Source organism: Pseudomonas saliphila, from assembly GCF_008638345.1.
GTDB lineage: Bacteria > Pseudomonadota > Gammaproteobacteria > Pseudomonadales > Pseudomonadaceae > Halopseudomonas > Halopseudomonas saliphila.
Window position 1 is genome coordinate 76,158 of record NZ_VTVA01000014.1, and the last position, 26,062, is coordinate 102,219.

Below are 26,062 nucleotides of genomic sequence, written 5' to 3' on the forward strand. Positions count from 1 at the left end.
CATCAATCAGTCTGGCTTCTTCGTCGATGAACTCATCGACTGCCGCGCGAATGGCATCCATGTGGCGTTTGCCCGTGCCCTTTTCAATCAATGCCGTGACATCGTCCATGGTAGCGGTGGCCTGATTCATCTCACGGCGAGCTTCGATCTCTGGAATAGCGGCTTCGGACGCCCAGCCTCTCGCTTTGTTCACGGCACCTGTGAGTGCTTCGGTGATTGATGAGGTGCTGTACGGCGCTCGATCCAAATGAGCGCGAAGCCCTTCCACTTCGCGTTCAAGCGCTTCCGCACCCAGCTTGAAAGGCTGCAGAGATGCCTCTTGCCCTGAGAGGAGAAAGCCTCTTTGGCCCGTCTCCTGATTAACCATGGCCAAAAGTATATTCTGAACAATCGTAAGGGCAGCCTGGTCATTTACCGCGTTCAGCCTGGCTTTGACCTCTGAGAGGTCTGCACGAAAGCCATCAAACATCTCCTTGCCAACCGTTCGGGATGAAAGCTCCCTGAACCTTTTAGTAGCTGCTTCATTTTTTGCGACTTCCCTGCGCATATCAATTTGCGGTTTTGCCTCTTCAACTTGCCAGGTTTTCTGCAGCAGATCGATATCCTCAAGTCGTTTGACTTGTATGGGGTTATCGCTAACGGTTTGCTTCAGACCATTGATCGTCTTCTCGTATGTAGTCTGCCCCTGGATGTAGGGCTCCAGAAAACCATCGTCTCCGGCGATGAGGAAGCCCCGCATACCGGTTTCCATGTCGACCATGCTGCTGAGTATGGACTTGCCTTCCGCAATGACCTTATGGGTGTGGTCAACCCAACGGTTGGCTTCCAACAGCGAGACCATGCTGGTGAATATGGTTACCGCAATGAAAACCATAGCCACGACCGGGATCGCAAACCCAAGCGCCAATTTGGTGCTCAGTTTGATTTGATTCAATTTCATGCTTAGGTACCTGAAACAGGATTGCACACAAATCCGGACATCTGCCGGGGAATTACGCTCACGAATCTGCGGCTTAGATCTCTGGTACGGCAGCACGCGGCACTAGGAGGATTTATCGGCGACGGGGGAGCCGACTTTAATCGAAATGCTCGATACTCCAAGCTCGATCCTCCCAGTAGCACCGGCGCCTTGATGTTTGAGGACTGATCGGAGTTGGCCGTGAACTGAACTCAAGCGACCGATAGCTGCCTGCCGCTGCTGGCGACTTTCGCCCCAGAAGCGGACATTCCATGGTGCCTGCGAAACCAGCAGCGATCCACAATTAATCGCCTGTTAGGCAATCGGGCGCTAGTATGCCCGGTGGCGATCTACTCAGTCAGGAAGCAAATATGTCCGGTTCACTACCCCGTTTGTACTCCTTCCGCCGTTGTCCTTACGCGATGCGCGCTCGATTAGGCCTGTTGTTTGCAGAGCTGCAGGTGGAGCTGCGGGAGATCGTGCTGAAAAACAAGCCAGCGCAGATGTTGGCTATCAGTCCCAAAGGCACGGTTCCTGTCCTGGAACTGGCTGAGGACGACAGCGCTGAGCGACGCATAATCGAGGAAAGCAGGGAAATACTGGAATGGGCGCTGCGACAGAATGATCCGCAAGGTCTGTTGAACGTCGACTTAGTAAGCGCTAATAGCCTGATCGACCAGAACGATAACGAATTCAAACATTGGCTGGATCGCTACAAATACGCCGATCGCCATCCGGAGTTGACCCAGTCAGAGTATCGGCAAAAGGGAGAAGTATTTTTGCAGGCGTTGGAGCAGTTACTCGCAAAGAACAGGTATCTGCTGGGAAGTAATATCAGCATCGCGGATATCGGTATCATGCCGTTTGTTCGCCAGTTCGCCCATGTCGATCAGGAGGTGTTTTACAACCTGCCCTATCCACATCTACAGCAATGGCTGAGGGATTGGCTGGCGAACCCGGTTTTTCAGCAAGTGATGATCAAGTTCCAGCCCTGGCAGGAAGGCGATGAAATGGTGGTGTTTCCGTAGGGCGGCACGTGAGGGCGAGTTTGAGCGTCTGGGCATTACACCCCGCTCACAAAAATGCCCCGAATCAACCCTTCTCAGGTTGCGGGGCATTTTGTTGACTCTAAACCGAATAGCGCTATAAGCTATTGATTTACAAGGAAATAGTGGCGGAGGGACAGGGATTCGAACCCTGGGTAGGCTATTAACCTACGCCGGTTTTCAAGACCGGTGCATTCAACCGCTCTGCCATCCCTCCACGGCCGGCAATACTACCGGAAACTTCATTTCAGTCAATGGTCTAAGCGCTGGTTATGGCAAATTCCTCGCAAACTGTTGTCACAGCTCTGTGCAGTCGCCTTGTCGCACTCTGTGACAAAAGCGAGGCGTGCAATATGCCAGCAAGGGGCGGGAATTCTTGATTTGAGGTCACTAACCGGTATGATCGAACCGATTAAAGGACCTCTTGTTTGCAACCTTGGAGCTTGAACATGAACACCCAGCAACGAACTAGTACTCTGCAGCATTCGGGAGTGAACGAGGCGGAAGTCAGCAAGCTGTTCCGTAACACCTACAGTCTGCTGGCCATGACACTGACATTCAGTGCCCTGGTTGCCTTTGGCTCGATGACTTTCAACCTGCCGCACCCTGGCATCATCATCATGCTGGTCGGCTTCTACGGCTTGTTGTTCCTGACCACCAAGTTGCGCAATTCGCCCTGGGGTCTGGTCAGCACCTTCGCTTTCACCGGCTTTCTGGGTTATACGCTTGGCCCGATCCTGAACATGTACCTGTCGCTGCCTAACGGTGGCTCGCTGGTGACCATGGCGCTGGGCATGACGGCGCTGGTGTTCTTCAGTCTGTCAGCCTACGCGATTCTGACCCGCAAGGATTTCAGCTTCCTGTCCGGCTTCATCATGGCTGGCTTTGTGGTGCTGCTGTGTGCGGTCGTGGCGAGCTTCTTCATCGAGATCAGCGGTCTGCAGATGGCCATTTCGGCCGGCTTCGTGCTGTTCTCCTCTGCCGTGATCCTGTATCAGACCAGCTCGATCATCCATGGTGGTGAGGACAACTACATCATGGCTACGATCACGCTGTTCGTATCCATCTACAACCTGTTCCTGAGCCTGCTGCACCTGCTCGGTATCTTTGGTGGCGACGACTGATCTGATCGTTGCAGGTATACTACCGGGGCCCGCTTAATGCGGGCCTTCTTGTATTCACCGGTTGAGAGTCCATGAAATTCGCTATTGCTCTGCTCGCCGGCCCGCAGGATCCGGCCGCCCGAAGCGCATTGTGCTTCGCACAGGCTGTCATTGCCGAGGGTCATCAGATCAGCCGCCTGTTCCTCTATCGGGACGCGGTGCATCTTGCTTCCACACTGGGCGTTCAGCCGCAGGACGAATCCGACATAGCCGCGGAATGGCGCCAGTTCATAGAAAAGCATGAGCTCGATGGGGTGGTATGCATTGCCGCCGCCCTGCGCCGCGGTGTGCTTGATGAAGACGAGGCCAAGCGCTGGGATCGCCCCACCGCCAATACCGGCGCTCCCTGGGAGCTGTCGGGGCTCGGGCAATGGGTCGATGCCTTGCAATCCGCCGATCGCGCCGTCACCTTCGGTACATGACTATGAAGAGCCTGTTGATTATCAGCCGTCACCCGCCTGCCCGCCAGGCTGCCCGTGAGGCGCTCGATCTGGCGCTGGCTGCGGCGGCCTTCGGTGTCCCTACCGGGCTGTTGTTCATGGATGACGGCGTGCTCCAGTTATTGAAGGGCCAGGACGCCGCGCAGATCGGCCGCAAATCGCTTGCCGCTAATCTGCAGGCCTTACCCATGTTCGGCGTGGAGGACATCATGGTGTGCCAGCATTCCATGAGTGAGCGCGGCCTCGGCGCAGCCCAATGTCTGCTCGACGCCCGCCCGGTTCAAAGCGCCGAGATCGCTGCCCTCCTCGACCATTACGATCAGGTGGTTACGCTCTGATGCTGCATATCCTTCGTCACTCGCCCGGAAGTGAAACCCGCTTCGCCAGTTGTCTGCGCGCACTTGGCGCCCAGCAGAGCCTGCTGCTGCTGGAAGATGCGGTGTACGCTTTGTTACCGCACTCCAGAACCCTGGCCTCACTGCAGATATTGCCCGGCAGCGTGCGCTTGTATGCAATAGAGGCCGATGTGCTCGCACGCGGCCTGGCATTGGACGACCTACCGGAGCGGGTAAAGATCATCGACTATTCGGCCATGGTGCGGCTCAGCCTCGAGCATAAAAAAGTGGTGAGCTGGTGACAGCCATAGCGGTGGACGGGCGTGCCATTGAACTCGACAAGGAAGGCTTTCTGGTCAATCTCGATGATTGGTCAGAGCCCGTCGCGTTCGAGTTGGCGCAGGCCGAAGGCATTGCGCTGAGCGCAGAGCATCTTGATGTAATCCACGCGTTGCGCCGCTTCTATGCGCAATATCAGCTCTCGCCGGCCATGCGCCCGCTGGTCAAATACATCGGTCAGCAACTTGGCCCGGACAAAGGCAGCAGCCTGTATTTGCTGAAGCTGTTCCCGGGCAGCCCGGCGAAGATCGCCAGCAAGATTGCCGGTTTGCCCAAACCGGATAATTGCCTCTGATGCGGAGCCGCCTGAATGGATAATCTTCAGACCGTGCTCGGCATCGCGATGGCCGTCCTGTATTGGCTGGTAATCGCACTGGTGACCGCACGCGTCATTGCCTTGCGCAAGCCCGTCAGCGTTACCCTCGCCTGGCTGCTGGTTATATTCATCCTCCCGATTCTGGGCGCAGTCCTCTATCTGCTGGTGGGTGACCTGAACCTTGGCCGCAAGCGCGCCGGCCGGGCCGAAGCCATGGTTGAGCCGTATCTTCGCAGCCTGCATACGTCTTTCCCTGTCGATGTATCGCTGCCCGGCGGGCAACTGAGCCTCGCAATCGACCAGCTCCTGTCCACTCAGGTTCATATCAGCGCGCAGAGCTACCAGTCCCTTGAAGTGCTGGACTCGCCCGAGGACATCTTTGACCGGCTATGTGCCGACGTGCGCCGCGCCCGCCACTGCATTCGCATTGAGACCTATATCTGGTTTGCCGGCGGACGGGTCGATGAGTTTGCCCAGGCGCTGATCGAAGCGGCTGGCCGCGGCGTCGAAGTTTACTTGCTGATCGACCATGCCGGCAGCCGCCCTTTCTTCCGTTCGCGCTGGCACAAGCAGATGAAGGCAGCCGGCATTGAAGTCGTCGCCGCATTGCCGGTGCGGCTGCTGCGGGCGCTGGTGCACCGGATTGACCTGCGCATGCACCGCAAGCTGATCGTCATCGACGATGCGATTGCCTATACCGGCTCGATGAATATTGCCGACCCGGCGTACTTCAAGCGCCACGCCAAGGTGGGGCCATGGATCGATATCATGCTGCGCATCGACGGTCAGGCGGCTGCGGGCCTGGCCAAGGTGTTCGCCTGGGACTGGGAGGTCGAGACCGGTCAGCGGCGCCTGCCAGAAATGGGCGCCATTGCGGATAACCCCAGTCAGTGGCTGATGGTGTTACCGTCCGGCCCGGGCGTCGGCGAAGATCTGATCGGGCATGCGACGCTGACCAGTATCTACCGCGCCAACCACAGCATCGTCATCAGCACGCCGTATTTCGTGCCCTCCGAAGCGATTCTTGAAGCCTTGTGCCAAGCAGCCCATCGCGGCGTTAAAGTGCAACTATTGCTGCCGCGGCAGAACGACTCGCTGATGGTGGGTTGGGCCAGCCGCTCCTACTTCGAGATTCTGCTGCAGGCCGGCGTGGAGATATTCCTGTTTGATGGCGGGTTGCTGCATACCAAGGCGATGCTGATGGATGAGCAACTCGCCCTGGTAGGGAGCGTTAACCTGGACATCCGCAGTCTTCAATTGAATTTCGAGCTGACCGTCGCCCTGACCACCCCCGATAGCTGCGCGCGTATCCGGGCTGTGCTCGACTCCTACCAGGCGCAAAGCGAGCAACTGCTGCTTAGCCGTTGGCAGCAGCGCAGCAGGCCAGCCCGCGGGCTGGAGCGGTTGATGTATTTCATGAGCCCCTTGTTGTAAGCCCAGGCGTCAGAGCTGACTCTCGATTGGCAACCAGCCCAACAACCAGGCGCTGACGCGTCTTAGCGCCGAGGCCCCCGGCTCGCGGGTCCAGACACGCCCCTCCGCATGCCAGTTGAGAGCGCCGGCCTCATTCAACTGCAAACGAAAGGCGTAGCTTTCCGAGGTCCAGCGTTCGAAGAGTGCGGCGGCTTGCGCTGCGAGTTCGGGCTGCTCGACGAACACACCCGACTCGGTGTTCAGCCAGATCGAACGGGGATCCAGGTTGATCGAACCGACGAACAATTCATTGCGATCAAAGACGAATGTCTTGGCATGCAAACTGGCCAGCGATTCACTCAGAAACGGACTGGCGCGGCCCTGTTGCCCGGCAATGGGCCGCAGCTCCCAGAGCTCCGCTCCAGCTTCGAGCAACGGCTTTCGATACGGCGCGTAGTTGGCATGCACAGCCAGGAGGTCAGTGCTTGAGAGCGAGTTGGTCAGAATCTTCAGCTCTGTACCGGGCAATACCCTTTCCACCAGAAAATCCTGACCCTGCGCACCGGGGATCAGGTAGGCCGTCATCAATAGCAGCTCATCCTCGGCCTGCTCGGAGCGCTTTGCCAGTTCGTAGGCCACATGCGAAACATCCTTGCGCGGCTCCGTCGGATCGGCCTTTTCCGGTGGATCGTATACCCACTCGGCTACGCCCCAATACCACGTCAGTTGGTCATTCTTGAGAACCTGGCGATAGGGGGATTCGTTCACACCGGCCAAGTAGCGCTGGCTGGCCTTCAGGCTGGTTACCGAGCGGATGCTTTTGCGTAGCTGCACCAGCGAGCTGTTGAAGGACTTGCCGGCTACTACTTTCATTGGAATGGCGCTGCGGCTGTTCCAGAACTCATCAAAGCTACGCTCGACGGCGTGAGTGATGGGGCCTATGCCCAGTATGTCCACATCATGAAAGTCAAACTCACTCAGAGAGTAGTACTCATCCCCAATGTTGCGGCCACCGGTAACGAATACGCTGCCATCTACCACCATCAGCTTGTTGTGCATGCGGTAATTGATACGCGCAAACTCGGCGACTTTACTCAGGTTCCGGAGCCATTTGTGCCGAAAGGTCAGCGGGTTAAACAGCCGGATCTGAATATTGGGGTGATGGTCGAGCGCGGAGACGCTGAAATCGGCCAGGCCGTTGCCGATGTCATCCAGCAGAATGCGTACCCGGACGCCGCGATCCGCCGCAGCGAGCAGTCGATCCGCCAGCAAGGCACCGGTAAGATCTGAGCTGTAAATGTAGTACTGCAGATCAATGCTGTGCTCGGCCATGTCTATCATCTGCAGTCGGCTGGCCAGCGCGTCGGAGCCGCTCGCCAGTAACCGGAACCCGGATAACTGGGCGTCATCCGGTTGCCGGTCTCGCACATAGCGGCTTACCTGCGAATCCACGTCGACCGGTAGCACGTAGCTCGGCGGCGATTCGTGTTGGGGCAAAGTCGTGGCGCACCCGGTCAGGGCTGCCGTACAGAACATGAGAACTGCAGCTACCAGTCTATTCACATGGTCTCGCTTAGGATCCGTAAGGTTTCAGGGCGCGCCGCAAAGCGGCGACAATGCCTTTCATCGATGAGGATACGAAGCATGCAAGGAAGTGGCCGGCGCTGCAAGTTTTGCGACACCCGGAGCGCGAACCACACGCGCTCACGCGCTTTGGGCGGGACAACGTCCGCGATGCGGCCAAGGCAAAGCGGACGTGAAATAGCGATCAGTTGTGCGTGTTGTCGACCACGCCCAGCTGGTATTCCGTGCTGCGCACACCCCGTGTATGGATCAGCATGTAGCCTTCCATGGTGGGCGTCAGCTCGTTGCGTTCTGCGGCGGAAAACAGTGCACGCCATAGCGCGCTGGAGTCGGCGTCCGGATCGTGCGCGATAATACGTAGCGCCTTGCTCGGCGCCTTTTGCTCGACCTGATAGCGCCACACCGCCGTGGTGCCCGCCGAGACCGGAAAGGCCACGCCCGCTTTCAGCTTCTCGCCGTTGCTTTCGCGCAGATCATTGAACACCAGTGTCAGCGGGCCTTTGATTTCGCCCTTGCCGCGTCGCACTGCAGCGGTGCCGATCGCCCGGGCCATTTTTCCAAGGTCAGTGCGCAGGCGCTGCGGGTGCATCTCCACCGCCTGGCCAAACAGTGTCATGGCGGGGCGCTCCACCAGTCTCACCTGGTAATCCTGACCGGCTTCGCTGATGCTAATCTCCTCGCCCCGGCGCAATTCTGCTCGTGCCTGCAGGGTGGCCGGCGCAGGGGCATAGTCCGCCATACACAGCGGGCCGCGCATACGGGTGCGCTGCGTATCATCCAGCTGGCGGTTCTGCTCAAGCAGGCCACATACCTGATCCTTGTAGCCAACCCACTCCATGCGGGTCGCGCCCGCGGCGACCAGTCGTTCGATGATACGTGCATCCGCGCTTTGCGCCGCCAAGGTCAGCGCGGTCTGCTGGCCGCTCGCCGCTTCCGCTCGATCCGGCCCACCAGCGCCGGCTTGCGGTTGCGCATGCGTTTGCCGGTGCACGTTCGCGCCATGCTCAAGCAACAGTTGTACGCTTGCAGGCTGATTCAGCTGCACGGCCGTCATCAGCGCCGTCTTGCCCCAGTCGTTGGCCTGGTTCGGATCGAAGCCCTGATCTAACAACAGCCGCAGCCCCTCGGGATTGGCCACCGCTGCCATAGTTGCGGAATCACCGTCTGGCCCCCTGCCCCGCTGCATACCGAGCTCGGCGGTTTCATAATCGATAAAATCGCTGATTACCCGCAACGGCGCGTTGTTCAGCAGCACGCTGTGCAAGGTGGCGAAATTGCGGCCCTTTTCCAGCTCACCGGGCTGTGGTGCGATGGCGTAACGTGCCTGATAACTGGCGAACGCGGCCAGCGGCATATCAGGGACCGCTTGCGGCGCAGCAAGGTTATCCATGCTGCGCGCAACACTGGCATGGAAGAGTAGATCAGCAGCAGCCGTGGCCTGCGCGTTTTCCAGGCCCTGGTCGCGGAACATTTTCTGCAGTTCCTGATACGCCGGCTGCATCATCGGCAACACGCGGCGATAAACCTGTTTGTTACGCAGATTGCGTTCCGACCAGTCGAAAAAAGCATTCATAAGCTGGTCGTTCCGCTGCTGCAGCGCCGCACTGCGGCCATAGCGCGACAGCGCATCTGCGCCAATCAGCGGCAAATTGATCAAGGTCCACTGTTGCTCCTTCCATGTCTGGAAGTTGTCCCGGCGCTCATGTTGCGCATATTCGGCCAGCGGCTCGCCAGCCAGTATATCCAGCTCGGTTTGCAGGGCTTGATAGGCGGGCAATCCGGCCAAGGTATTGGTACGCGGCGGGGTCAGATACGTCTGGTATAGACACAAGGGCTCGAGCTGCTGACCCTGGAGCCGGTACAACCCGGCGTAGGCGGACTCGCCCCGCGCGGCGGGCGAATAGAAGCCCCAGGTCTCGTTGACCAGCACCAGGCTTTCGCCGTTGCGCTCGAGCACATCGATGGAAGCGTAGTCGCCCGTTTGCGACGATGACGCGTGCGCGCGACCGCCGTAATTGGGCTGTTCGGCAACCCAGCGCGGCAATGTACGATCATCCAGAATCGGTACACCGTCGACGCTGACGCCACGGGCTCTGCGCTCATAACCGGCATAGAGCCCGGCGTCATACAGGTCGACCGCGATAGTGGCTGCACCGATGGTCGTGCGAGCGCTATCTGCATGGCTGCCTGCGAGTACCTTAACGTCCGGCAAAGCACCCGGATGAGGCACTCCGTCTTGCTTCAGCTCGAGGTTCAAGGCTGCGCCGGCCGCTTCACACACGCCCTGCCCGCGATTATCCACCAGCCGATACTCGGCATAGGACGACCAGGCATGCGCGTCCTTTTGCGCCTGAGGCTCCGGCACGCTCCAACTGGCCAGTTGCTGAGCACGCTTGCGATACATGGATTCCAGGCAGGCGATGGCCTGCGGATCTGCCGCGCCAGTGCCTGCCCTATCAACCAGGCCGCAGTGCCCGGCCCGGGACAGCATCCAGCGACGCTGATTGGCTTCCAGCAGCACCCCGCCGGGCACATCCAGTTTGCGCAGCTTTTGTCGAAAGTGATCGACGACCTGCCGATCCAGCCGTGACAGCGATTCACTGGCGCAGACCTGCTGATGCACCGCCGGCAATGCACCGCTGCAGGCAAAGCTCGCCAGCGTTTGCGGTTTATCGGCGTAGCTGCGCGGCGTGGTGTCATGAAACGGGACCGGACCAGACACCGGCTCGGTCACGCAGCCGCTCAGCAATGCGAGCGCCCCGGCCAACACAGTGCTCCTGGAAACAATCAGTACAGCCATGGTGAAACTCCTAATCAATAAAGATAGCTGTGCCGTAAATCGTGTAGCGCGAAGCGCCCTGATTCGGCGGTGGCGGAAAGGGGCCAGCCAGACGTATGGCGCGCTCGGCAGCGTCGTCCAATACCGAGTCGCCGCAGCGGTCAATTTCAAAGGAGATCATCTTGCCCTGCGCATCCACCAGGATTTCATAGGGGATATAACAACGGCGTTTGAAGTCCTCTGGATCACCCTTGTAACCCGGCGGCGGTTTGTACGAGGAGCCAGCCGGCCGCTTGAGGTTGGCTATCACCTTGTTCTTCACTGTGTCCGCATAACCTGACGGCACTGCTCTGCCGCGTCCTGGCGAGGCACTTGGCGCGGGAGCTGGGGGCGCAGCCCATTCATCATTGGCGCCGAAGGCATGCACCGGCGGGCCCTTTGGTTTCGGCGCTGCAGCAGCCTGCTGGCGCGGCGGAGGCGGTGTCGGCTTGACTGGTTCCGGCTCTGGCTCTAGCTCTGGTTCTGGTTCGGGCTCGGGCTCGGGCTCTGGTTCCGGTTCTGGTTCTGGTTCTGGTTCGGGTTCTTTGGGCAGCTCAACCAACTCCACAGCCACCACATTCGGTTCCGGAGCGGCCTTGTGGGTGAAGCGACCGCTGCTGAGCCATGCGATCAAGGCCGCGTGCAATATCACCGAGACCACTATCACCCCTACGCGAACCAACCAGCCGGCATGTGCGCTGGTCATGTTCATCAGGGCTCCAGCTCTTCGGTCGCGACCAGGCTGATGCGGGTATAACCGCCCTTTTGCAGAGTATTCATCACGCGCATCAGGGTGCCGTAATCAACGGCCTGATCGCCCCGCAGAAACATGCGGGTGTCGGTCTGGCCACCCGTCAGCGTGCCTATCAGCGCGGTCAGATCAGCCAGCCTGACCGCCTCCTCCTGGACAAACAGATTGCCGCCGGGCTGCACACTGACATATACCGGATCGGCCGGGGCCGGGTTGGCAGTTGACGCGTTGCTCGGCAAGTCCACCGGGATGTCCACGGTGGCGAGTGGTGCAGCCACCATGAAGATGATCAGCAATACCAGCATCACATCGACAAAGGGGGTGATGTTCATTTCGGCGTTCTGCTGATAGTTGTGCCGCTTGACCATCGGGCCAGAGTTGAATTGGATACTCATCTCAACGCTCCTCGTCCATCTGCCTCGACACGGAGGCGATCATTTCGGCCGAGAAGTTATCCAGCGATCCGACGAAGCCATTAATGTCCCGGGCAAACTTGTTGAAGATCATCACTGCCGGGATGGCGGCGAACAGGCCCAGAGCAGTAGCCAACAGTGCTTCGGCGATCCCTGGAGCCACCACCGCCAGACTGGCAGTCTTCATCGTGGCGATATTGGCGAAACTGTTGAGGATGCCCCACACGGTGCCGAACAGACCGATAAAGGGCGCGGTTGCGCCGATGGTAGCCAGCACACCCATCATGGTGCCGAGCCGCGCGAGATCACGCTCCTGCACAATGCTGGACGTTAGCGACATGCGCTGCAGCAAGCGATTGATCTGATCGGCATTGGCATCGCCTGCGCGGTGCCGGCCGAAGTGTTTCAACTCGGCCTGGGCAACCTGCCACATCCGCCCCATGGGGCTTTTGTCGGCCTGCTCTGCCAGCGCAGCGGTCTCACCCTGGCGAAACGCCGCGAGAAACTGCTGATTGCTACGGCGCGTGCGGCTGAACACAATCAACTTTTCCATCAACACCGCCCAGGTCAGTAGCGAGCAGCACACCAGCAGTATCATTACTGCCTTGACCACCATATCCGCCTGCAGAAACATTTCCCGTGCGCCGAATCGCTCGGTTGGCGCGACTCGCCCCGCCTCACTCGCCACCGGACTGCTTTCCACGGACTGAACTTGAGCGGGCGGCGTATCGAGTTGCTGCGCCAGCACCAGGCTGCCGGTCATTCCGCTGAGGACGATGAGTACCGATAACGCCGCCAACCGCATACGCGCCTGCCAACGAGCCGCACGGGTAAGAAGGGTGCTGGTTTGCATAAAGAACCTCTTGTTATCAATTGTTGTTAGGCATGCTGCTGATAGAGCTGAAACTAAAGATTGAGTAAGACGTGCAAGTCGGCGACATAGCGGGCGAAGGCCTGGCGTCCGAAGGGGCTGAGGCGCACCCGCGTGCGTGGCTTCTTGCCGGCGAAATCCTTGGTGATCTGTACGTACTCTGCGTTTTCCAGGGTGCCAAGGTGTGCGCCCAGATTGCCGTCAGTTGCCTTGACGATGGATTTGAGCGCCACGAACTCCAGCCACTGACTGGCTTCGAGCGTGTTCAGCGCAGCCATGATCTTCAGGCGAACCGGCTGATGGATGATTTCGTCCGGACTGTGCATGTCAGAAATTCCGTAGCCAGACGCCAGAGATAGCCAGCGTGCCGCCGAAGGCGAACGCCATCCACCACCAGAACCAGACGTCCAGCCCCACAAACCCAGCCATGCTCAGCACCGCCAGTACTATGCCGATGGCCAGATAACGCGGCCTGAGCTGCACCCCACGCAGGATGTACAACGTGGCTACGAACAGGGGTGCGAGCATGGAGCCCTGCTTGGGCGTCAGCGGCCACATGACGATGTTGATCAGCACGCAGAGCAGCAGAATGCTGCCGATCAGCGCGAGATAGCGCCAGGCGATACCGGGGATGTCGGGATTGGTGCGACGGGCAAGGGAACTGCCGATTATCAGCGTGACTACGACCACCAGCGTCCAGATGAGCAGGATGTAATCAAGGAACAGCCCGGTCAGCGCGAAACCGATGAGGTACGCAATGCCCCATAAAACCATTTGACCTGATTCGGCCTGATAGTCCTGAAACCCGGCGGCACGGGCATTGATTTCGGCAATGTCCCGCAGGGCGCGGGCGGCTTCTTCGGCAGATGACGCCATAAGCTAAAAACTCTTTGTTATTCGTTATGCAAAGTACTCTAGGTAATAGAGCGAACGAAAACAAGTATCGTCTCAGATTTTTAATTTAAGGTTTTGTGATCCAGTAGCGAGACATGAAATCAATACTAGGTCACCCCAAGATAAACAAGTGAGTGCGGGAGGCGATCGCAGCGCGCTTTGGGGTTTTCTGCAAGATCGGCTAAAACCAGTGAGTATAGAGTCAGCGCTGGGCATTCCACCAATCAACCGCTCGGCGACTGATCTCCGCTACTGGCAGGGTCGCATCCACGGTCAATACGCGTGGTTCGTCAACGGGTCTCTGCAAGGTGGCGAACTGGCTGCTGATCAGCTTCAGGGACATGAAATGCCCCTTGCGCAAAGCAGAACGCCGTTGTACTTCTGCCTGATCAAGATCCAGAAATACGAATCCCAGTTCTGGAATGGCCCGCCGCAGCTGCTCCCGATAGCGACGGCTCAACGCCGAGCAACTCAACACGGGCTTCTGCCCCGCCGCTACCGCGCTGACCAGCAACTCACCGAGTTGACGGAGCCACTCCACACGATCCTCATCATCCAGTGCGATACCACTGCGCATCTTCTCGATGCTGGCTGCGCTGTGGAACTGGTCACCTTCAATGTGTACACCACCTGCGCGCTCGGCGATGGCCTCGGCGATAGTGCTTTTGCCACAGGCTGTCACTCCCATGACCACCAATGCATTCATACCTTGCTGAATATATTCCCCCTCGGCACCTACCTCCAGTCTAGCCGGGCTACTGGCAAGTCGTCTGGGCTGACACCGCAGCCTGATCACAACCTATCTGATCAAATGCCTGGATTCACCCCGCCGCTATTCGCCAGCGGCTATCCTGGCAACTCGGTGTTTTCCTTTCTGGCCTTCCACAGATAATCGATCAACAGCTCTCTGGCCCAGGATTCAAGCGGCTGGTACGCCTGTAGGTGGCCTTCGCTCAATCTTGCGATGCGAATGAACGGTTGCTCGAGACTGCTGTTGTCGATCACATGTACTTCATTGGCGAGCGCCAGCGCCCGGCGGACATTGTCGAGGGTGCGGGGGATACGGGATTCAATTTTGATTTCAGGCACGGCATGACCACCCTCACCCACCCTCTGCGCGACCCGCGCCTTGTTCAGATCCGAGCAGTCGAGATGAATGAGCACCAGAATCACCTGATAGCCAAGCGCTCTGGCGTCGGCGATGAAATCGATTTTGGAGGGATGCGAGAAGACGGTCTCGTAGCAGAAGGTGGCGCCCTCCTGCAGCAGCTCATAACGGATGATCTCCGCTAACCGCGCGGCGCGGTAGCTGCTCTCTTCCGGGCTGTCAGGGGATAGATCCCGGGCGATATTATCGGCATTGATGAAGACCATGCCCCGTGGCTCAAGGAACAGCCGGTAGAAGGTGCTCTTGCCCGCGCCATTGCCGCCGGTAAGGATCCAGAGTTGTTTCTCCGGTGGCATGGGTCAGTTGATCATCCCTGCAGGGGCACAAACTGGCCATCGCGGAAACGCCCGGTCTCGATGCGCCCGTCCGGGTGGTGCTCTTCCAGCAGGCCCGGCATCGAGCGGCTGGCCTGATAACGGATCGTCGAGGCGCTGACCCGGTCACTCAGGGTGCCGGCGGCCCGGGCCAGGTCGATATCGGCGAATACATCATCGGAGGCGACCGGCTCGACGCGCACCGGCTCAATGCAGATCCGTGCCAGCCCTTCCCTGACCGCGAGCAATGCGCGGGCATCCAGATCGCGTTCCACGGCGCGGCCGATTTCGGCCCAGTACTCAATCTGGCGCGGCGTGGTGCGCTTTTCCAGGCTGCCCTGGGTTGCCGCGGCCACTACCAGTTTTTCATCAAGTCGAAGCGGTGAAGACGTAGCCATAACCATTCTCCTGATCACTGATTACTGTCGGTCACCATAGCAATTTTAGCGTCGCGCTACAAGCGTGCCTGTGTATCAGAGCGTGCTGATCAGAAGCCTTCGCCAGCCAGCCGATCGGCCAGGTCCTCGAGGATATCGAGGCCTTGCACGTCCGTATCCAGCCAAGGCAAACGCGGGCGCGGCAGACTGGCGAATTCCTCGTCTATGCGCTGCAGATAGGTCGCCTCCTGCTGGCGCCGGCGATTAAGAAACTCACCGTCCGCTTCGGCGGGAATGACTCGATTCACCAAAGCGGCCACCACAGGAATACCTGCCTCCTGCAGCGTGTTCACTGCCCTGGCGGTTTCCAGGATGGGCAAGCGTTCGGGTGTCAGAACGAACAGAAAACCACTCAGCGTTGCGTCCTCCAGCCGCCGACGCGCCTGGTGAAACAGCCGGCGCCGGTTGAGCAGCGTTTCGGCTATGTCCCGGGTGCGCTGGTCCAGGGCACTTAATGCGTCCTCCTTCGGATCATCGAAGGGGGTATTCAGGTCGCGGCCGCTCTTGGGTGTCAGATGCTTGAGTACCTTGCCCAGCTGTTCGGACTTGCGATTATGCGTGAGCAGACCATCCGTCCAGGCGGCCATGGCCTCAGGCAGGGTCAGTAACCGCAGGGTATGACCCGTCGGCGCTGTATCGAAGATGATCAGATCGTAGGGCAGTTCAGGATCGGTGATCAGCCGGGCAATGCGCTCAAGCAGAGCCGCTTCCTGCGCGCCTGGCGATTGCCGGGTCAGTTGCATCTGACGCTTGAGCTCCTCCATCATTTCGGGGGCAGCAAAGCCGCGCATTTGCGCGGTGACGCGCGCCAGGTGTGCCTCCACCTCGATATCCGGATCGATCTCCATGGCATCCAGATTGGGCAGCAGGCGACGCGGCGTATCATCCAGCTGTTTGGCGAATACGTCACCTAGACTGTGTGCCGGGTCAGTAGACACCACCAGACAGCGCTTGCCCCTGCGCGCTGCCAGTACTGCCAGCGCAGCTGAGACAGTGGTTTTGCCCACGCCGCCCTTGCCGCCCACCCAGACCAGGCGACGACTCAACAAATCAAACATATGCATTCCTTGTGGCAACAGACTGTGATCAGCAACAGCGGAAATGATCCAGCGGGGAATGCTCCATACCCTGGCGCTTGTGCCAGTCATGGAAACGCTCGAGCAACAGCGGTTGCAATTCGAGGGTGTAATACGCCGCAGGGTTAGGCACGCCCATCATCTCGGCGAACACCAGAAGCATGAACAGATCATCTTCGTCCCGCCGGGCGCGGGCAATCGCGCCGCGATAACGGGTGCTGTAGACCTCTTCCAGAAAGAAGCGCGCCTGGCCTAACCAGGCGCGCCACTCGGACGGTGTCTTTCTGGCCATCAGCTTTCCGAGGCGACCAGCGCGCGGTGACGTTTCAGCGCGGCGGCGCATTCCAGCGCGACCAGCACGGCTGCGACCAGCACCACGATATCCAACCCGAGCAGGAACCAGTTGCCCGCTTCGTAGAAGGTGCGCAGCTGGAACAGCAGCGCGACCACGGTCATCACCAGCAGGAAGCACAGCGGTGCGAGCGTGAACCACATAGGCCGACGCAGATGCACCAGCATGACGGTGATCACCAGCAGGGTCAGACCGGCCAGCAACTGGTTGGTGGTGCCAAACAGCGGCCAGATGATCATGCCGCCGGAGCCATCCGCGCCACCAGCGCCGAATGCCAGAAGCAGGCAGCTGCCTACGGCCAGCAGCGTAGCGGGCAGCGGTTGGGTCATCCACTTCTGTTGATAGATCTCGCCCCACTCCTGGAAGATATAGCGCTGCAGACGCAAGCCGGTGTCCATGGTGGTGCCGGCGAACAGTGCTGCCATCACCGTGAGCAACGTAGCGGCGGTGACTTCTGGTACACCCAGACCGTTATGGATGATGAACGCGCCACCTTCGACGAAGGCCTTGACGCCGCCCTGACCAAAGGCGCTGTACATGGCCTGCCAGTCAGCAAAGCTGGCAAAACCGGCTGAAGCCACAAGGATCGCGGCCAATGCCAGTCCACCTTCACCGATGGCGCCGAAATAACCAACAAAGCGCGCGTCAGTTTCACGGTTCAGCTGCTTGGAGGTAGTACCCGAAGACACCAGACCATGGAAGCCTGAGATCGCGCCACAGGCGATGGTGACAAACAACAGCGGCACCATGGACGGCGTACCAACCGGCACGTCAATGTTCAGCATTGGAGCAATCATGGTGGGATTGAGCAGCACGATCGCGCCATACAGAACGATCAGGCCAACGAACAGCTGCAGGCCGTTGATGTAGTCCCGCGGCTGCAGCAGCACCCAGACCGGTAGTACCGAGGCAATGGCGGCATACGCGAACAGCAGCAGGATCCACATGGCATTGCCCGAGATCCCTGCGACTTCAGCAGGCATCTGCAACGGCACCGACGGCCCAATCCAGATCATCGCGTAGAGCGCCACAACCCCGAGCACAGAGACGACGGCCAGCGAGAGGACACGACGGTAGATCAGCTGCCCGATAATCAGCGCCACGATGATTGCACCCCAGACAGGCACCACCGCCGTCGGGAAACTCATCATCAGATTGGCAATTACCACCGCGAACACCGCATTCACCATAAGCAGCACAAGGAAGATAACGATCATGAAAATGCTGCGTGCGCGCTTGCCGACCACATCACCGGTCAGCGAGCCGACTGAACGAGCCCGGTTGCGTACACTGGCCCAGATGGCGCCGGTATCATGCACCCCGGCGAAAAAGATAGTGCCGAACACCACCCAGAGAAACGCCGGCGCCCAACCCCAGATCACCGCAATCGCCGGCCCGACAATTGGCGCGGCGCCCGCCACTGAGGTGAAGTGGTGGCCCCACAGGACGAATTTATTGGTTGGAACAAAATCGATACCGTCTTCGAACTCATGGGCTGGGGTTCGGTAATCCGGATCCAGACGGTAGATTTTTTCAGCGATGAACTTGGAGTAAATAAAATACCCCAGGGCCATAAGAACCAGGCCGATTACCAACAGAATCGCGGCACTCATGTAGTGCTCCTTGGTTATTGTTAGAGGACCTCTGAAAACGCTCCTACCGACCTGCGAGGGTCTGGCATGGCATTTTCAGGCGCTTCCTTAGCATCAAACAGGTTCCGGCATTGTCCGGAACCCCCTTAATATAGTCATTATTCAGCAATCAGCCCAGCGCGCGAACGTCTCACCAGCCGGACAGGCTAGTCATGCTCGACATAAATCAGCTCATCGGTCGCGAAGCCGAGCTCTTCAGCCCGGGTTTCGAACGCTTCGATCAGCTCATCACTGACTTCAGGCTCACGCGCCAACAACCAGAGATAGTTGGTGTTGTTGCCGGCCACCCAGGCGTATTGATAGTCCTCCTTGTCGAGGCCGAAGATGGCGTAGGAGCCATAGAATGGGCCGAAGAATGAGACCTTCAGGTGACCGATGTCTTCCGAATAAACGAAGTAGCCCTTGCCTTCTGCCTCGCTCCACTCGCCTTTCTCTTTGGAGTAACCGCGATTGAGCACCCGGATGCCGCCGTCTTCTCTCAGGCTGTATTCGGCCGAGACGTTGCTCAGTCCCCGCTCGAATGAATGGTCCAGTCGAGCGATTTCGTACCAGGTACCGAGGTAGCGGTCTTTGTCGAAGTTATCCACCGGCACGACCTTGTCCGGCAGACTGACGCAGCCAACCAGCAAAGCAACACCCAGTGCGACCAATGCGTTACGACACATCATTGTCATGCTCCTTTCTATGCAGGAAATCCAGTATGCAAGTCATCACTGACTGCGTCGCTTGCAGTTGTTCGGGTGTTACCGCACATATGTCTGCTGCGGTTTGTACGTAGGTGCCGCCCTGCTCCAGCGTCGCCGTATCTGCCTGGACAAAGGCGTCGACCAGCGCAGCAGTGGCTTCAAGGTGAAATTGGAGGCCTATCACCCGATCACCGAGCTGAAAGGCCTGATTCTCAAAGACTGCGTTACTTGCCAGGCGTGTTGCACCGGCCGGCAGATCGAAGGTTTCACCGTGCCAGTGCAGGACATTGAGCTCATCAGGCAACTGAAAGCATTCAGGCTTGCCATGTTGCAGCCCTTGTACCGGATACCAGCCAATCTCGCGCTCGGCACCCGGGAATACTCGTGCGCCCATGACGTCGGCAATCAATTGCGCGCCCAGGCAGACACCCAATACCGGGATGCCCGCAGCAATAGCGTCACGAATGAACTGCTTTTCAGTAATCAGCCAGGGATAAGCTGCTTCGTCATGCACACTCATGGGGCCACCCATGATGATCAGCAGATCCAGCTCACCGAGTTTGGGCAACAGGTCCCGGGAGTACAGATGGGTCGAGGTAATGCCATAGCCCATACGCTGGAGCCAGGTCTCGATGGAACCTGGCCCCTCGAAGTCAGCGTGTTGCAGATAATGTGCGCGCATATGCACTCCCCGAAGCACCGCCCCCGTGACGCTTGATCCAGCATAGTTGCTTAAGCCGGATCGCGAGGGATTTTAGAGCCAATGCCGCTTTCGAAAGAAAATCACCAGTGTGATGACCATGACCAGCATCAGCCCCAGCACTGCTGGGTACCCGTAGGCCCATTCGAGCTCGGGCATAACCTTGAAATTCATCCCATAGACGCCGGCAATGAAGGTCAACGGCATGAACAGCGTGGCAAAGATGGTCAATACCTTCATCACTTCGTTCATGCGGTTGCTGACGCTGGATAGATACAGGTCGAGCATGCCGATCAGCAACTCGCGAAGGGTATCGACCGTATCGATGACGTGTACTGCGTGGTCGTATACGTCGCGCAGGAACAGTCTGGTTTCGGCGCCAATCAGTGGATTTTCATCCCGCGACAGGCGCGCGAGCAGCTCGCGCAGTGGCCAGATGGATTTGCGTAACAGCAACATCTCACGTTTGAAATGGTGAATCTTGCTGAGGGTCGCTGGCGTCGAGTTCTCTATCAGCTCGTCTTCCAGCGCCTCGATCTGGTCACCAAGATGCTCCAGCAGCACGAAATAGTGGTCCACCACGGCATCGAGCAGCGCATAGGCGAGATAATCAGAACGCATGAAGCGGATGCGCCGGCCCGTGCGGAGCCGCTCGCGTACCGAATCGAACACATCGCCCGGACGTTCCTGCAGCGAAATCACGTAGCCATCGCCAAGCACCAGGCTGAGCTGCTCAGAGTGAATCTGTTGACGCTCGGCATCGAACCGCAGCATGCGCAGCACGATATAGAGATACCCGTCGTAATCCTCGACCTTGGGCCGCTGGTCGGTGTTGAGCACATCTTCGAGCACCAGAGGATGCAACTCGAAGGCTTGGCCGATGGCATTGATCAGCTCTGGCTGATTCACTCCGTCGATGTTCAGCCAGGACACGCGGTCGCCATCGCGGTATTGGCCCAGTTCGTCCAGGTTGGTGATGGCGTTGTCGGTCAGGTGATCCTGATCATAGTCAATCACCTGAATCGGCGTCGCACCGTCGTAGGCCTTGCCAATGTGCACCAGGGTGCCGGGCGGCGCGCCTACCTTGCGACCGCGCTTGACGACTATCTTCCGAGCCATGTCCTCTCCTTTGGAATTCGCAACCGCATCAGGCTCTTAAAGCACGCCCTGGGGATTTTCCTGGGCACCCGGCTCGAACCATTTGAGCTGTTCATGCAGGCTGACCACTTCGCCGACAATCAGCAGCGTGGGTGGACGAATTTCGGTATTTCGTACTATTTCCGGCATGCTCGCCAGTGTCCCGATCAGTACCTTCTGGTTGACCGTGGTGCCCTGCTGAATCAACGCGATGGGCGTATCCGCACCACGCCCGTGCTCGATCAGGCGCGCGCAGATTTCCGGCAGGCCGACCAGGCCCATATAGAAAACCAGCGTCTGACCCGGTGCCACCAGATCGGCCCACGGCAGATTGGTCGACCCATCCTTGAGGTGTCCGGTAATGAAGCGTACCGACTGCGCAAAATCGCGATGTGTCAGAGGTATGCCGGCGTAGGTCGAGCAGCCGCTGGCTGCGGTAATACCGGGCACGACCTGAAAAGGAACACCGTTGGCCGTCAATTCCTGAATTTCCTCGCCGCCGCGCCCGAAGATGAAGGGATCGCCACCCTTGAGGCGCAGGACGCGTTTGCCCTCCTTCGCCAGGCGTACCAGCATCTGGTTGATCTGTTCCTGCGGCACCGCATGATTGGCGCGGGTCTTGCCCACATAGATGCGATCCGCATCGCGGCGACACAGATCGATAATCGCGTCCGGCACCAGACGATCATGCAGCACCACATCAGCCTGCTGCATCAGCCGCAGCGCCCGAAACGTCAGCAGGTCCGGATCACCCGGACCGGCCCCCACCAGATACACCTCACCGGTGTAGCTTTTGCCGGCCTGAGCACCAAGCTGGCGTTCAAGCAGCGCTTCGGCGGCTTGCTCCTGACCGGCGAATACCCGCTCGGCGATATCGCCCTGAAAGACATTTTCCCAGAACGCCCGCCGTTGATTGATTTGCGGAAAGGCCGCCTTCACCCGTCCACGGAAACGTTTGGCCAATTGCGCCAGCTTTCCGTAGCTATGGGGAAACAGGGTTTCGATACGCGCCCGGGTAAGCCGCGCCAGTACCGGCGCATGGCTGCCGCTGGAAATAGCAATGATCAGCGGCGAACGGTCGACAATGGCGGGAAAGATGACCGAACAAAGCTCCGGTGCATCCACTACATTCACCGGCAGATTGAGTGCCTGCGCCTCGGCTGATACCTGGGCGTTAAGCGGCGCATCATCGGTCGCGGCGATAACCAGCTGCGCAGCGTCGAGGTCGGTTTGCTGATAGAAGCGCTCATGGCATTCACCGCCACCCTGCTCGACCAGCTCGCGGAGCTGGGGCTCGATATGTGCAGCCACCACGCGCAATACCGCACCGGCCTCGGACAGCAATCGCGACTTGCGCAGCGCGATCTCGCCGCCGCCAACCACAAGCACCAACCGACCATGCAGGTTATGAAACAGGGGAAGATAATCCATGGCTACCTCAGGGTTAAGTAGGACGACACTTGGGTTCGCTGGCGTCGCATAGGCGCGCCAGCCTCGCAGCGGGAACAGGGCTGCGAGGGTCCATCTCCGGTTAGCCTATTTGCTCGATACCACCCATGTACGGCTGCAACGCCGCCGGAACCTGAATGCTGCCGTCAGCTTGCTGATAATTCTCCAGCAAGGCCACGAGTGTACGCCCCACGGCCAGACCGGAACCGTTCAAGGTATGCACCAGTTCCGGCTTGCCGGTTTCCGGGTTGCGCCACCTTGCTTGCATGCGGCGTGCCTGAAAGTCCGAACAGCTGGAACAGGATGAAATCTCGCGGTATTTGCCCTGACTGGGTATCCATACTTCCAGGTCATAGGTCTTGACCGCACCGAAGCCCATATCGCCGGTACAGAGCGCCAGGGCCCGGTACGGCAGCTCAAGACGCTGGAGAATATCCTCGGCGTGACCGGTCAGCTCTTCGAGCGCCTGCATCGACGCATCCGGGCGCACGATCTGCACCATCTCGACTTTGTCGAACTGATGCTGGCGGATCATGCCGCGGGTGTCGCGCCCGGCGGAACCGGCTTCACTACGGAAACACGGCGTATGCGCAGTCATTTTCATCGGCAACTGGTCTGCGCTGAGAATCTCCCCACTGACCATGTTGGTCAGTGAGACTTCAGCCGTCGGTATCAGGTACAGATCACGCTGGTCATCGCCACGCGGGACCTTGAACAGATCTTCCTCGAACTTGGGCAGCTGACCGGTCCCCAGCAACGCCTCGGCCTGCACCAGATACGGCGTGTAGACTTCTTCGTAACCGTGATCGTTGATATGGACGTCCAGCATGAACTGGGCCAGTGCACGGTGCAGCCGCGCGATGGGCCCGCGCATGATTGCAAACCGCGCGCCAGACAGCTTGGCCGCCGTTTCGAAATCCAGATAGCCATAGCGCTCGCCCAGCGCGACGTGGTCTTTTACTTCAAAATCAAACTCACGCGGCGTACCCCAGCGGCGCACTTCGACGTTGTCGTCTTCGTCCTTGCCGACCGGTACGCTTTCATCAGGCAGGTTGGGCATGGTCAGGAATAAAGCGTCCATTTCCGTCTGAACCGCATCCAGCTCCTGCTTTGCGGCAGCAAGCTCTTCGCCCATACGGTCAACGTCGGCCAGCAGCGGCTGAATATCTTCGCCACGCGCCTTGGCCTGGCCGATGGATTTTGAGCGGCTGTTGCGCTCGGCCTGCAATGTTTCGGTGCGGGTCTGCACTGATTTGCGGCGTGATTCCAGAGACTCCAGCGCAACGATATCAAGTTCGAAACCGCGGGTGGCAAGGCGTTCAGCGATCTGCTGGGTTTGATTACGGACCAGTTTCGGATCAAGCATGGGTCATCACTTATGGTTTATTGGTGGCAGCCTGACGACTCAACGGGTCAGCGACAGGCCGGCCCAGGTGGCAATCAGACAGATGCACACACTGAGCAGGATATATCCAAGAGCCATCAGGCTCTCGCCGTTCTCGAGCAACCGCAGGGTATCCAGCGAGAACGTGGAAAAGGTGGTGAAGGCTCCCAGGAAGCCAATGAACACGCCCTGGCGTAACAAGGGCGAGAGCTCCGGCCGATGCAACCACAGGCCATAGAGTATACCGATGAGCAGGCAGCCAATCAGATTGACCGCAAAGGTCGCCAGGGGAAAGGATTTCGGCCAGTGTGCAGTGATCCACTGTGCCAGACCGAACCGCGCGAGGGCTCCAAGGGATCCACCCAGGGCGATTACTGCGATAGTCCTTATCACCGATCAGTTCTCCTTTTGACCGTGCTCTGCTCATCCAGCTGACGCAGGTGTTCCAGCTTCTGGGATATCTTGGATTCGAGTCCGCGATTGACCGGGTGGTAATACTGGCGCGGCTCCAACTCTTCCGGGAAGTAATCCTCGCCGGCGGCGTAGGCGCCCGGTTCGTCATGGGCGTAGCGATAGCCCTGACTGTAACCCAGCTCCTTCATCATCTTGGTCGGCGCATTGCGCAGATGCAATGGCGGTTCGAGTGACCCCTGGCTGGCGACATCCTTCATCGCCGCGTTGTAGGCCTTGTACACCGCATTGCTCTTGGGCGCACAGGCGAGATAGACAATCGCCTGTGCCACCGCCAGCTCGCCCTCCGGACTACCCAGGCGTTCCTGCACGTTCCAGGCATTCAGACACAGCTCCAGAGCACGCGGGTCGGCATTGCCGACCTCTTCGCTGGCCATACGGACCACGCGCCGGGCAACATACAGTGGATCGCAGCCGCCATCGATCATTCGCGCAAACCAGTACAGTGAGGCGTCCGGATTGGAGCCGCGCACCGACTTGTGCAGCGCCGAGATCTGGTCATAGAAGGCTTCGCCACCCTTGTCGAATCGACGCCGGGTGTCATTCAGCAAATCACTGACCAGGCTGGCTGCGATGGTGCCGTTATCCGGGACCAGATCAGCCGCAATTTCCAGCAGATTCAACACCCGGCGGGCGTCACCGTCGGCGGCGCTGAGCAATATGCTGCGCGCTTCGTCGTCGATCGACAGCTTGTGCTCGCCGAGCCCGCGCGCATCATTCAGTGCGCGGTCCAGCAGATCATTCAGCGCTTCGTCATCCAGCGACTTGAGTACATAGACCCTGGCGCGCGAGAGCAAGGCATTGTTCAGCTCGAAGGACGGATTTTCCGTGGTCGCGCCAATAAACAGCAAGGTGCCGTCTTCCACATAGGGCAGAAAGGCGTCCTGCTGTGACTTGTTGAAACGGTGCACTTCGTCAACAAATAGGATAGTCCGCCGGCCGTTCTGCGCGGCCTGCTGCCTGGCGGTCTCGACCGCCTGACGGATATCCTTTACCCCGGCGAGTACCGCCGAAATCGTCACGAAATGGGCATCGGTCAGGGTGGCCAGCAGTTTGGCCAGGGTGGTCTTGCCCACCCCCGGCGGGCCCCAGAAGATCATCGAGTGCAGCGCGCCCTGCTCCAGCGCGACCCGCAGCGGGCGCCCCGGCCCAAGCAGATGGGACTGACCGGCGTACTCATCCAGGCTGGCCGGGCGCATGCGCGCAGCCAGTGGCTGGTGAGGTGCCCGGTCGTCAAACAGCCCCGTGCTATTCACTGATGACATCGACTCCCTGAGGAATCTCGAAGGTGAACCGGCTGTCGGGAAGCTGAGGGTTCATTTCCACGTTCTGGAACAGGATGTTGGTGCGCTGACCAATAGGGTCACTCATCTGCATATCGTTGAGCACGCCATCGCGGAAGGACAGCCGCAGATTGTCGAACATTGACTCGTTGTCCTTGGGTTCAAGCACGAAGTCTTCGACAGTGCCGCCCTGGTTCCAGCTGATGGTGAAGCTTTCTTCTATGGTGCTGACATCGCCGGACAGCAATAACGCCGGCGTATGTGACATGCGCTGATCCAGGCTCTGGATGGTGACCTGCTCAAGATCCGGATCATACAACCAGATCTTCTGCCCGTCAGACACCAGCTCCTGCTCCAGCGGTGGGTCGGTATGCCAGCGGAACATGCCGGGGCGCTTGACCTCCAGCGTGCCCTCGGTTTCCTGCATGCTGGCGCCATTGGAGCTGAGCGTCATCTGCGAGAAGTCGGCCGTGATGGTCCTGGCCGACGACAGCAGTTCATTCAGGCGTTCGGCCGCCTCGCCCTGCCCCTGGGCCATGGCCGTGAACGGCAGGCTGACGAGGCAAAGCGCAGACAGTGTCGAGCGCAACAGGGTTTTCATCATGATAAGGG

Annotated in this window: 28 protein-coding genes, 1 tRNA gene and 1 pseudogene; 7 read left to right on the forward strand and 23 right to left on the reverse strand. The window is 59.1% G+C overall.

Going from position 1 to position 26,062, the window contains the following annotated elements; genetic code table 11:
* Window position 1: 1 nt before the first annotated feature.
* Window positions 2-940 (reverse strand): annotated as a pseudogene (locus FHK95_RS20485) (CHASE3 domain-containing protein); the annotation flags it as partial.
* A gap of 389 nt (window positions 941-1,329) precedes the next feature.
* Here FHK95_RS20485 and FHK95_RS14745 point away from each other — a divergent pair.
* Window positions 1,330-1,986, forward strand: coding sequence for a glutathione S-transferase (locus FHK95_RS14745; RefSeq protein ID WP_150305395.1), 657 nt, complete (start codon window positions 1,330-1,332; stop codon window positions 1,984-1,986).
* A 144-nt stretch (window positions 1,987-2,130) separates the two neighbouring features.
* Here FHK95_RS14745 and FHK95_RS14750 read toward each other — a convergent pair.
* Window positions 2,131-2,221: transfer RNA gene (locus tag FHK95_RS14750), tRNA-Ser, on the reverse strand.
* 232 nt (window positions 2,222-2,453) lie between these two features.
* Here FHK95_RS14750 and FHK95_RS14755 point away from each other — a divergent pair.
* The 6 genes from FHK95_RS14755 to cls all read left to right on the forward strand — a co-directional run bounded on the left by FHK95_RS14755 (window position 2,454) and on the right by cls (window position 6,031).
* The gene (locus FHK95_RS14755) at window positions 2,454-3,128 is read left to right on the forward strand and encodes a Bax inhibitor-1/YccA family protein (RefSeq protein ID WP_178114808.1); all 675 of its coding nucleotides are present in this window, start codon (window positions 2,454-2,456) and stop codon (window positions 3,126-3,128) included.
* A 71-nt stretch (window positions 3,129-3,199) separates the two neighbouring features.
* On the forward strand, window positions 3,200-3,589 hold the full coding sequence (tusD, locus tag FHK95_RS14760; protein WP_150305396.1) for a sulfurtransferase complex subunit TusD: 390 nt from the start codon (window positions 3,200-3,202) through the stop codon (window positions 3,587-3,589).
* Between the two features lie 2 nt (window positions 3,590-3,591).
* Entirely contained in the window at window positions 3,592-3,945 is a 354-nt protein-coding gene (tusC, locus tag FHK95_RS14765; protein ID WP_408003626.1) for a sulfurtransferase complex subunit TusC, read from the forward strand.
* The gene (gene tusB, locus FHK95_RS14770; protein ID WP_150305398.1) at window positions 3,945-4,244 is read left to right on the forward strand and encodes a sulfurtransferase complex subunit TusB; all 300 of its coding nucleotides are present in this window, start codon (window positions 3,945-3,947) and stop codon (window positions 4,242-4,244) included. The genes tusC and tusB overlap by 1 nt, the downstream gene beginning before the upstream one ends.
* Window positions 4,241-4,576 (forward strand): TusE/DsrC/DsvC family sulfur relay protein, encoded by a 336-nt coding sequence (locus tag FHK95_RS14775; protein WP_150305399.1) that lies wholly within the window; start codon window positions 4,241-4,243, stop codon window positions 4,574-4,576. The genes tusB and FHK95_RS14775 overlap by 4 nt, the downstream gene beginning before the upstream one ends.
* 15 nt (window positions 4,577-4,591) lie before the next feature.
* A complete protein-coding gene (gene cls, locus FHK95_RS14780; protein ID WP_150305400.1) occupies window positions 4,592-6,031 on the forward strand; it encodes a cardiolipin synthase in 1,440 nt (479 codons plus the stop codon).
* 9 nt (window positions 6,032-6,040) lie between these two features.
* Here cls and FHK95_RS14785 read toward each other — a convergent pair whose 3' ends face one another.
* From FHK95_RS14785 to lolA, 21 genes are all read right to left on the reverse strand, one after another.
* Entirely contained in the window at window positions 6,041-7,573 is a 1,533-nt protein-coding gene (locus FHK95_RS14785) for a phospholipase D family protein (protein ID WP_150305401.1), read from the reverse strand.
* Between the two features lie 205 nt (window positions 7,574-7,778).
* Entirely contained in the window at window positions 7,779-10,394 is a 2,616-nt protein-coding gene (locus FHK95_RS14790) for an ankyrin repeat domain-containing protein (RefSeq protein WP_150305402.1), read from the reverse strand.
* A 10-nt stretch (window positions 10,395-10,404) separates the two neighbouring features.
* On the reverse strand, window positions 10,405-11,124 hold the full coding sequence (locus FHK95_RS20050; RefSeq protein WP_178114809.1) for a TonB family protein: 720 nt from the start codon (window positions 11,122-11,124) through the stop codon (window positions 10,405-10,407).
* Complete coding sequence (locus tag FHK95_RS14805) at window positions 11,124-11,558, reverse strand: biopolymer transporter ExbD (RefSeq protein WP_235906795.1); 435 nt, start codon at window positions 11,556-11,558, stop codon at window positions 11,124-11,126. The genes FHK95_RS20050 and FHK95_RS14805 overlap by 1 nt, the downstream gene beginning before the upstream one ends.
* A 1-nt stretch (window position 11,559) precedes the next feature.
* On the reverse strand, window positions 11,560-12,429 hold the full coding sequence (locus tag FHK95_RS20370) for a MotA/TolQ/ExbB proton channel family protein (protein ID WP_150305404.1): 870 nt from the start codon (window positions 12,427-12,429) through the stop codon (window positions 11,560-11,562).
* A 53-nt stretch (window positions 12,430-12,482) separates the two neighbouring features.
* Window positions 12,483-12,773 (reverse strand): winged helix-turn-helix domain-containing protein, encoded by a 291-nt coding sequence (locus tag FHK95_RS14815; RefSeq protein WP_150305405.1) that lies wholly within the window; start codon window positions 12,771-12,773, stop codon window positions 12,483-12,485.
* Between the two features lies 1 nt (window position 12,774).
* Window positions 12,775-13,323, reverse strand: coding sequence for a hypothetical protein (locus tag FHK95_RS14820; protein ID WP_150305406.1), 549 nt, complete (start codon window positions 13,321-13,323; stop codon window positions 12,775-12,777).
* Window positions 13,324-13,543: 220 nt separating this feature from the next.
* On the reverse strand, window positions 13,544-14,047 hold the full coding sequence (locus tag FHK95_RS14825; protein ID WP_408003627.1) for a gluconokinase: 504 nt from the start codon (window positions 14,045-14,047) through the stop codon (window positions 13,544-13,546).
* Window positions 14,048-14,187: 140 nt separating this feature from the next.
* Complete coding sequence (locus FHK95_RS14830; RefSeq protein ID WP_150305407.1) at window positions 14,188-14,805, reverse strand: AAA family ATPase; 618 nt, start codon at window positions 14,803-14,805, stop codon at window positions 14,188-14,190.
* 11 nt (window positions 14,806-14,816) lie between these two features.
* Complete coding sequence (locus FHK95_RS14835) at window positions 14,817-15,221, reverse strand: TA system antitoxin ParD family protein (RefSeq protein WP_178114810.1); 405 nt, start codon at window positions 15,219-15,221, stop codon at window positions 14,817-14,819.
* Window positions 15,222-15,310: 89 nt separating this feature from the next.
* Window positions 15,311-16,318, reverse strand: a complete 1,008-nt coding sequence (locus FHK95_RS14840; protein WP_150305409.1) for an ArsA family ATPase — start codon at window positions 16,316-16,318, stop codon at window positions 15,311-15,313.
* Window positions 16,319-16,346: 28 nt separating this feature from the next.
* Complete coding sequence (locus FHK95_RS14845; protein WP_150305410.1) at window positions 16,347-16,628, reverse strand: cory-CC-star protein; 282 nt, start codon at window positions 16,626-16,628, stop codon at window positions 16,347-16,349.
* Window positions 16,628-18,301, reverse strand: coding sequence for a carbon starvation CstA family protein (locus FHK95_RS14850; protein ID WP_150305411.1), 1,674 nt, complete (start codon window positions 18,299-18,301; stop codon window positions 16,628-16,630). Before FHK95_RS14850 ends, FHK95_RS14845 begins: the two co-directional genes overlap by 1 nt.
* Before the next feature lie 185 nt (window positions 18,302-18,486).
* Complete coding sequence (locus FHK95_RS14855) at window positions 18,487-19,008, reverse strand: lipocalin family protein (protein WP_206668586.1); 522 nt, start codon at window positions 19,006-19,008, stop codon at window positions 18,487-18,489.
* Window positions 18,995-19,708, reverse strand: a complete 714-nt coding sequence (locus FHK95_RS14860) for a type 1 glutamine amidotransferase (RefSeq protein WP_150305412.1) — start codon at window positions 19,706-19,708, stop codon at window positions 18,995-18,997. Before FHK95_RS14860 ends, FHK95_RS14855 begins: the two co-directional genes overlap by 14 nt.
* A gap of 72 nt (window positions 19,709-19,780) precedes the next feature.
* Window positions 19,781-20,845 (reverse strand): magnesium/cobalt transporter CorA, encoded by a 1,065-nt coding sequence (gene corA, locus FHK95_RS14865; RefSeq protein ID WP_150305413.1) that lies wholly within the window; start codon window positions 20,843-20,845, stop codon window positions 19,781-19,783.
* Between the two features lie 36 nt (window positions 20,846-20,881).
* Complete coding sequence (gene cysG, locus FHK95_RS14870; protein WP_150305414.1) at window positions 20,882-22,294, reverse strand: siroheme synthase CysG; 1,413 nt, start codon at window positions 22,292-22,294, stop codon at window positions 20,882-20,884.
* A 100-nt stretch (window positions 22,295-22,394) separates the two neighbouring features.
* Window positions 22,395-23,678: a serine--tRNA ligase gene (gene serS / locus FHK95_RS14875; RefSeq protein WP_150305415.1), complete on the reverse strand. Its 1,284-nt coding sequence runs from the start codon at window positions 23,676-23,678 to the stop codon at window positions 22,395-22,397.
* Between the two features lie 39 nt (window positions 23,679-23,717).
* Window positions 23,718-24,089 carry a fluoride efflux transporter CrcB gene (crcB, locus tag FHK95_RS14880; protein ID WP_150305416.1) on the reverse strand — a complete coding sequence of 124 codons (372 nt, stop codon included), beginning with the start codon at window positions 24,087-24,089 and terminating at the stop codon, window positions 23,718-23,720.
* Window positions 24,086-25,432, reverse strand: coding sequence for a replication-associated recombination protein A (locus tag FHK95_RS14885; protein ID WP_150305417.1), 1,347 nt, complete (start codon window positions 25,430-25,432; stop codon window positions 24,086-24,088). The genes crcB and FHK95_RS14885 overlap by 4 nt, the downstream gene beginning before the upstream one ends.
* On the reverse strand, window positions 25,416-26,051 hold the full coding sequence (lolA, locus tag FHK95_RS14890; RefSeq protein WP_150305444.1) for an outer membrane lipoprotein chaperone LolA: 636 nt from the start codon (window positions 26,049-26,051) through the stop codon (window positions 25,416-25,418). Before lolA ends, FHK95_RS14885 begins: the two co-directional genes overlap by 17 nt.
* Between the last annotated feature and the right edge of the window lie 11 nt (window positions 26,052-26,062).

Coding starts and splice junctions, on each gene's coding strand:
- FHK95_RS14885 (WP_150305417.1), bottom strand. CDS start 25,432: ATGTCATCAGTGAATAGCACGGGGCTGTTTGACGACCGGGCACCTCAC.
- FHK95_RS14860 (WP_150305412.1), bottom strand. CDS start 19,708: ATGCGCGCACATTATCTGCAACACGCTGACTTCGAGGGGCCAGGTTCC.
- FHK95_RS14835 (WP_178114810.1), bottom strand. CDS start 15,221: ATGGCTACGTCTTCACCGCTTCGACTTGATGAAAAACTGGTAGTGGCC.
- tusC (WP_408003626.1), top strand. CDS start 3,592: ATGAAGAGCCTGTTGATTATCAGCCGTCACCCGCCTGCCCGCCAGGCT.
- FHK95_RS14815 (WP_150305405.1), bottom strand. CDS start 12,773: ATGCACAGTCCGGACGAAATCATCCATCAGCCGGTTCGCCTGAAGATC.
- FHK95_RS14845 (WP_150305410.1), bottom strand. CDS start 16,628: ATGGCCAGAAAGACACCGTCCGAGTGGCGCGCCTGGTTAGGCCAGGCG.
- FHK95_RS14825 (WP_408003627.1), bottom strand. CDS start 14,047: ATGAATGCATTGGTGGTCATGGGAGTGACAGCCTGTGGCAAAAGCACT.
- serS (WP_150305415.1), bottom strand. CDS start 23,678: ATGCTTGATCCGAAACTGGTCCGTAATCAAACCCAGCAGATCGCTGAA.
- FHK95_RS14820 (WP_150305406.1), bottom strand. CDS start 13,323: ATGGCGTCATCTGCCGAAGAAGCCGCCCGCGCCCTGCGGGACATTGCC.
- FHK95_RS14840 (WP_150305409.1), bottom strand. CDS start 16,318: ATGTTTGATTTGTTGAGTCGTCGCCTGGTCTGGGTGGGCGGCAAGGGC.
- corA (WP_150305413.1), bottom strand. CDS start 20,845: ATGGCTCGGAAGATAGTCGTCAAGCGCGGTCGCAAGGTAGGCGCGCCG.
- FHK95_RS14790 (WP_150305402.1), bottom strand. CDS start 10,394: ATGGCTGTACTGATTGTTTCCAGGAGCACTGTGTTGGCCGGGGCGCTC.
- FHK95_RS14830 (WP_150305407.1), bottom strand. CDS start 14,805: ATGCCACCGGAGAAACAACTCTGGATCCTTACCGGCGGCAATGGCGCG.
- FHK95_RS14745 (WP_150305395.1), top strand. CDS start 1,330: ATGTCCGGTTCACTACCCCGTTTGTACTCCTTCCGCCGTTGTCCTTAC.
- tusB (WP_150305398.1), top strand. CDS start 3,945: ATGCTGCATATCCTTCGTCACTCGCCCGGAAGTGAAACCCGCTTCGCC.
- cysG (WP_150305414.1), bottom strand. CDS start 22,294: ATGGATTATCTTCCCCTGTTTCATAACCTGCATGGTCGGTTGGTGCTT.
- FHK95_RS14805 (WP_235906795.1), bottom strand. CDS start 11,558: ATGAGTATCCAATTCAACTCTGGCCCGATGGTCAAGCGGCACAACTAT.
- FHK95_RS14755 (WP_178114808.1), top strand. CDS start 2,454: ATGAACACCCAGCAACGAACTAGTACTCTGCAGCATTCGGGAGTGAAC.
- cls (WP_150305400.1), top strand. CDS start 4,592: ATGGATAATCTTCAGACCGTGCTCGGCATCGCGATGGCCGTCCTGTAT.
- FHK95_RS14855 (WP_206668586.1), bottom strand. CDS start 19,008: ATGATGTGTCGTAACGCATTGGTCGCACTGGGTGTTGCTTTGCTGGTT.
- lolA (WP_150305444.1), bottom strand. CDS start 26,051: ATGAAAACCCTGTTGCGCTCGACACTGTCTGCGCTTTGCCTCGTCAGC.
- FHK95_RS14850 (WP_150305411.1), bottom strand. CDS start 18,301: ATGAGTGCCGCGATTCTGTTGGTAATCGGCCTGGTTCTTATGGCCCTG.
- FHK95_RS20370 (WP_150305404.1), bottom strand. CDS start 12,429: ATGCAAACCAGCACCCTTCTTACCCGTGCGGCTCGTTGGCAGGCGCGT.
- tusD (WP_150305396.1), top strand. CDS start 3,200: ATGAAATTCGCTATTGCTCTGCTCGCCGGCCCGCAGGATCCGGCCGCC.
- FHK95_RS20050 (WP_178114809.1), bottom strand. CDS start 11,124: ATGAACATGACCAGCGCACATGCCGGCTGGTTGGTTCGCGTAGGGGTG.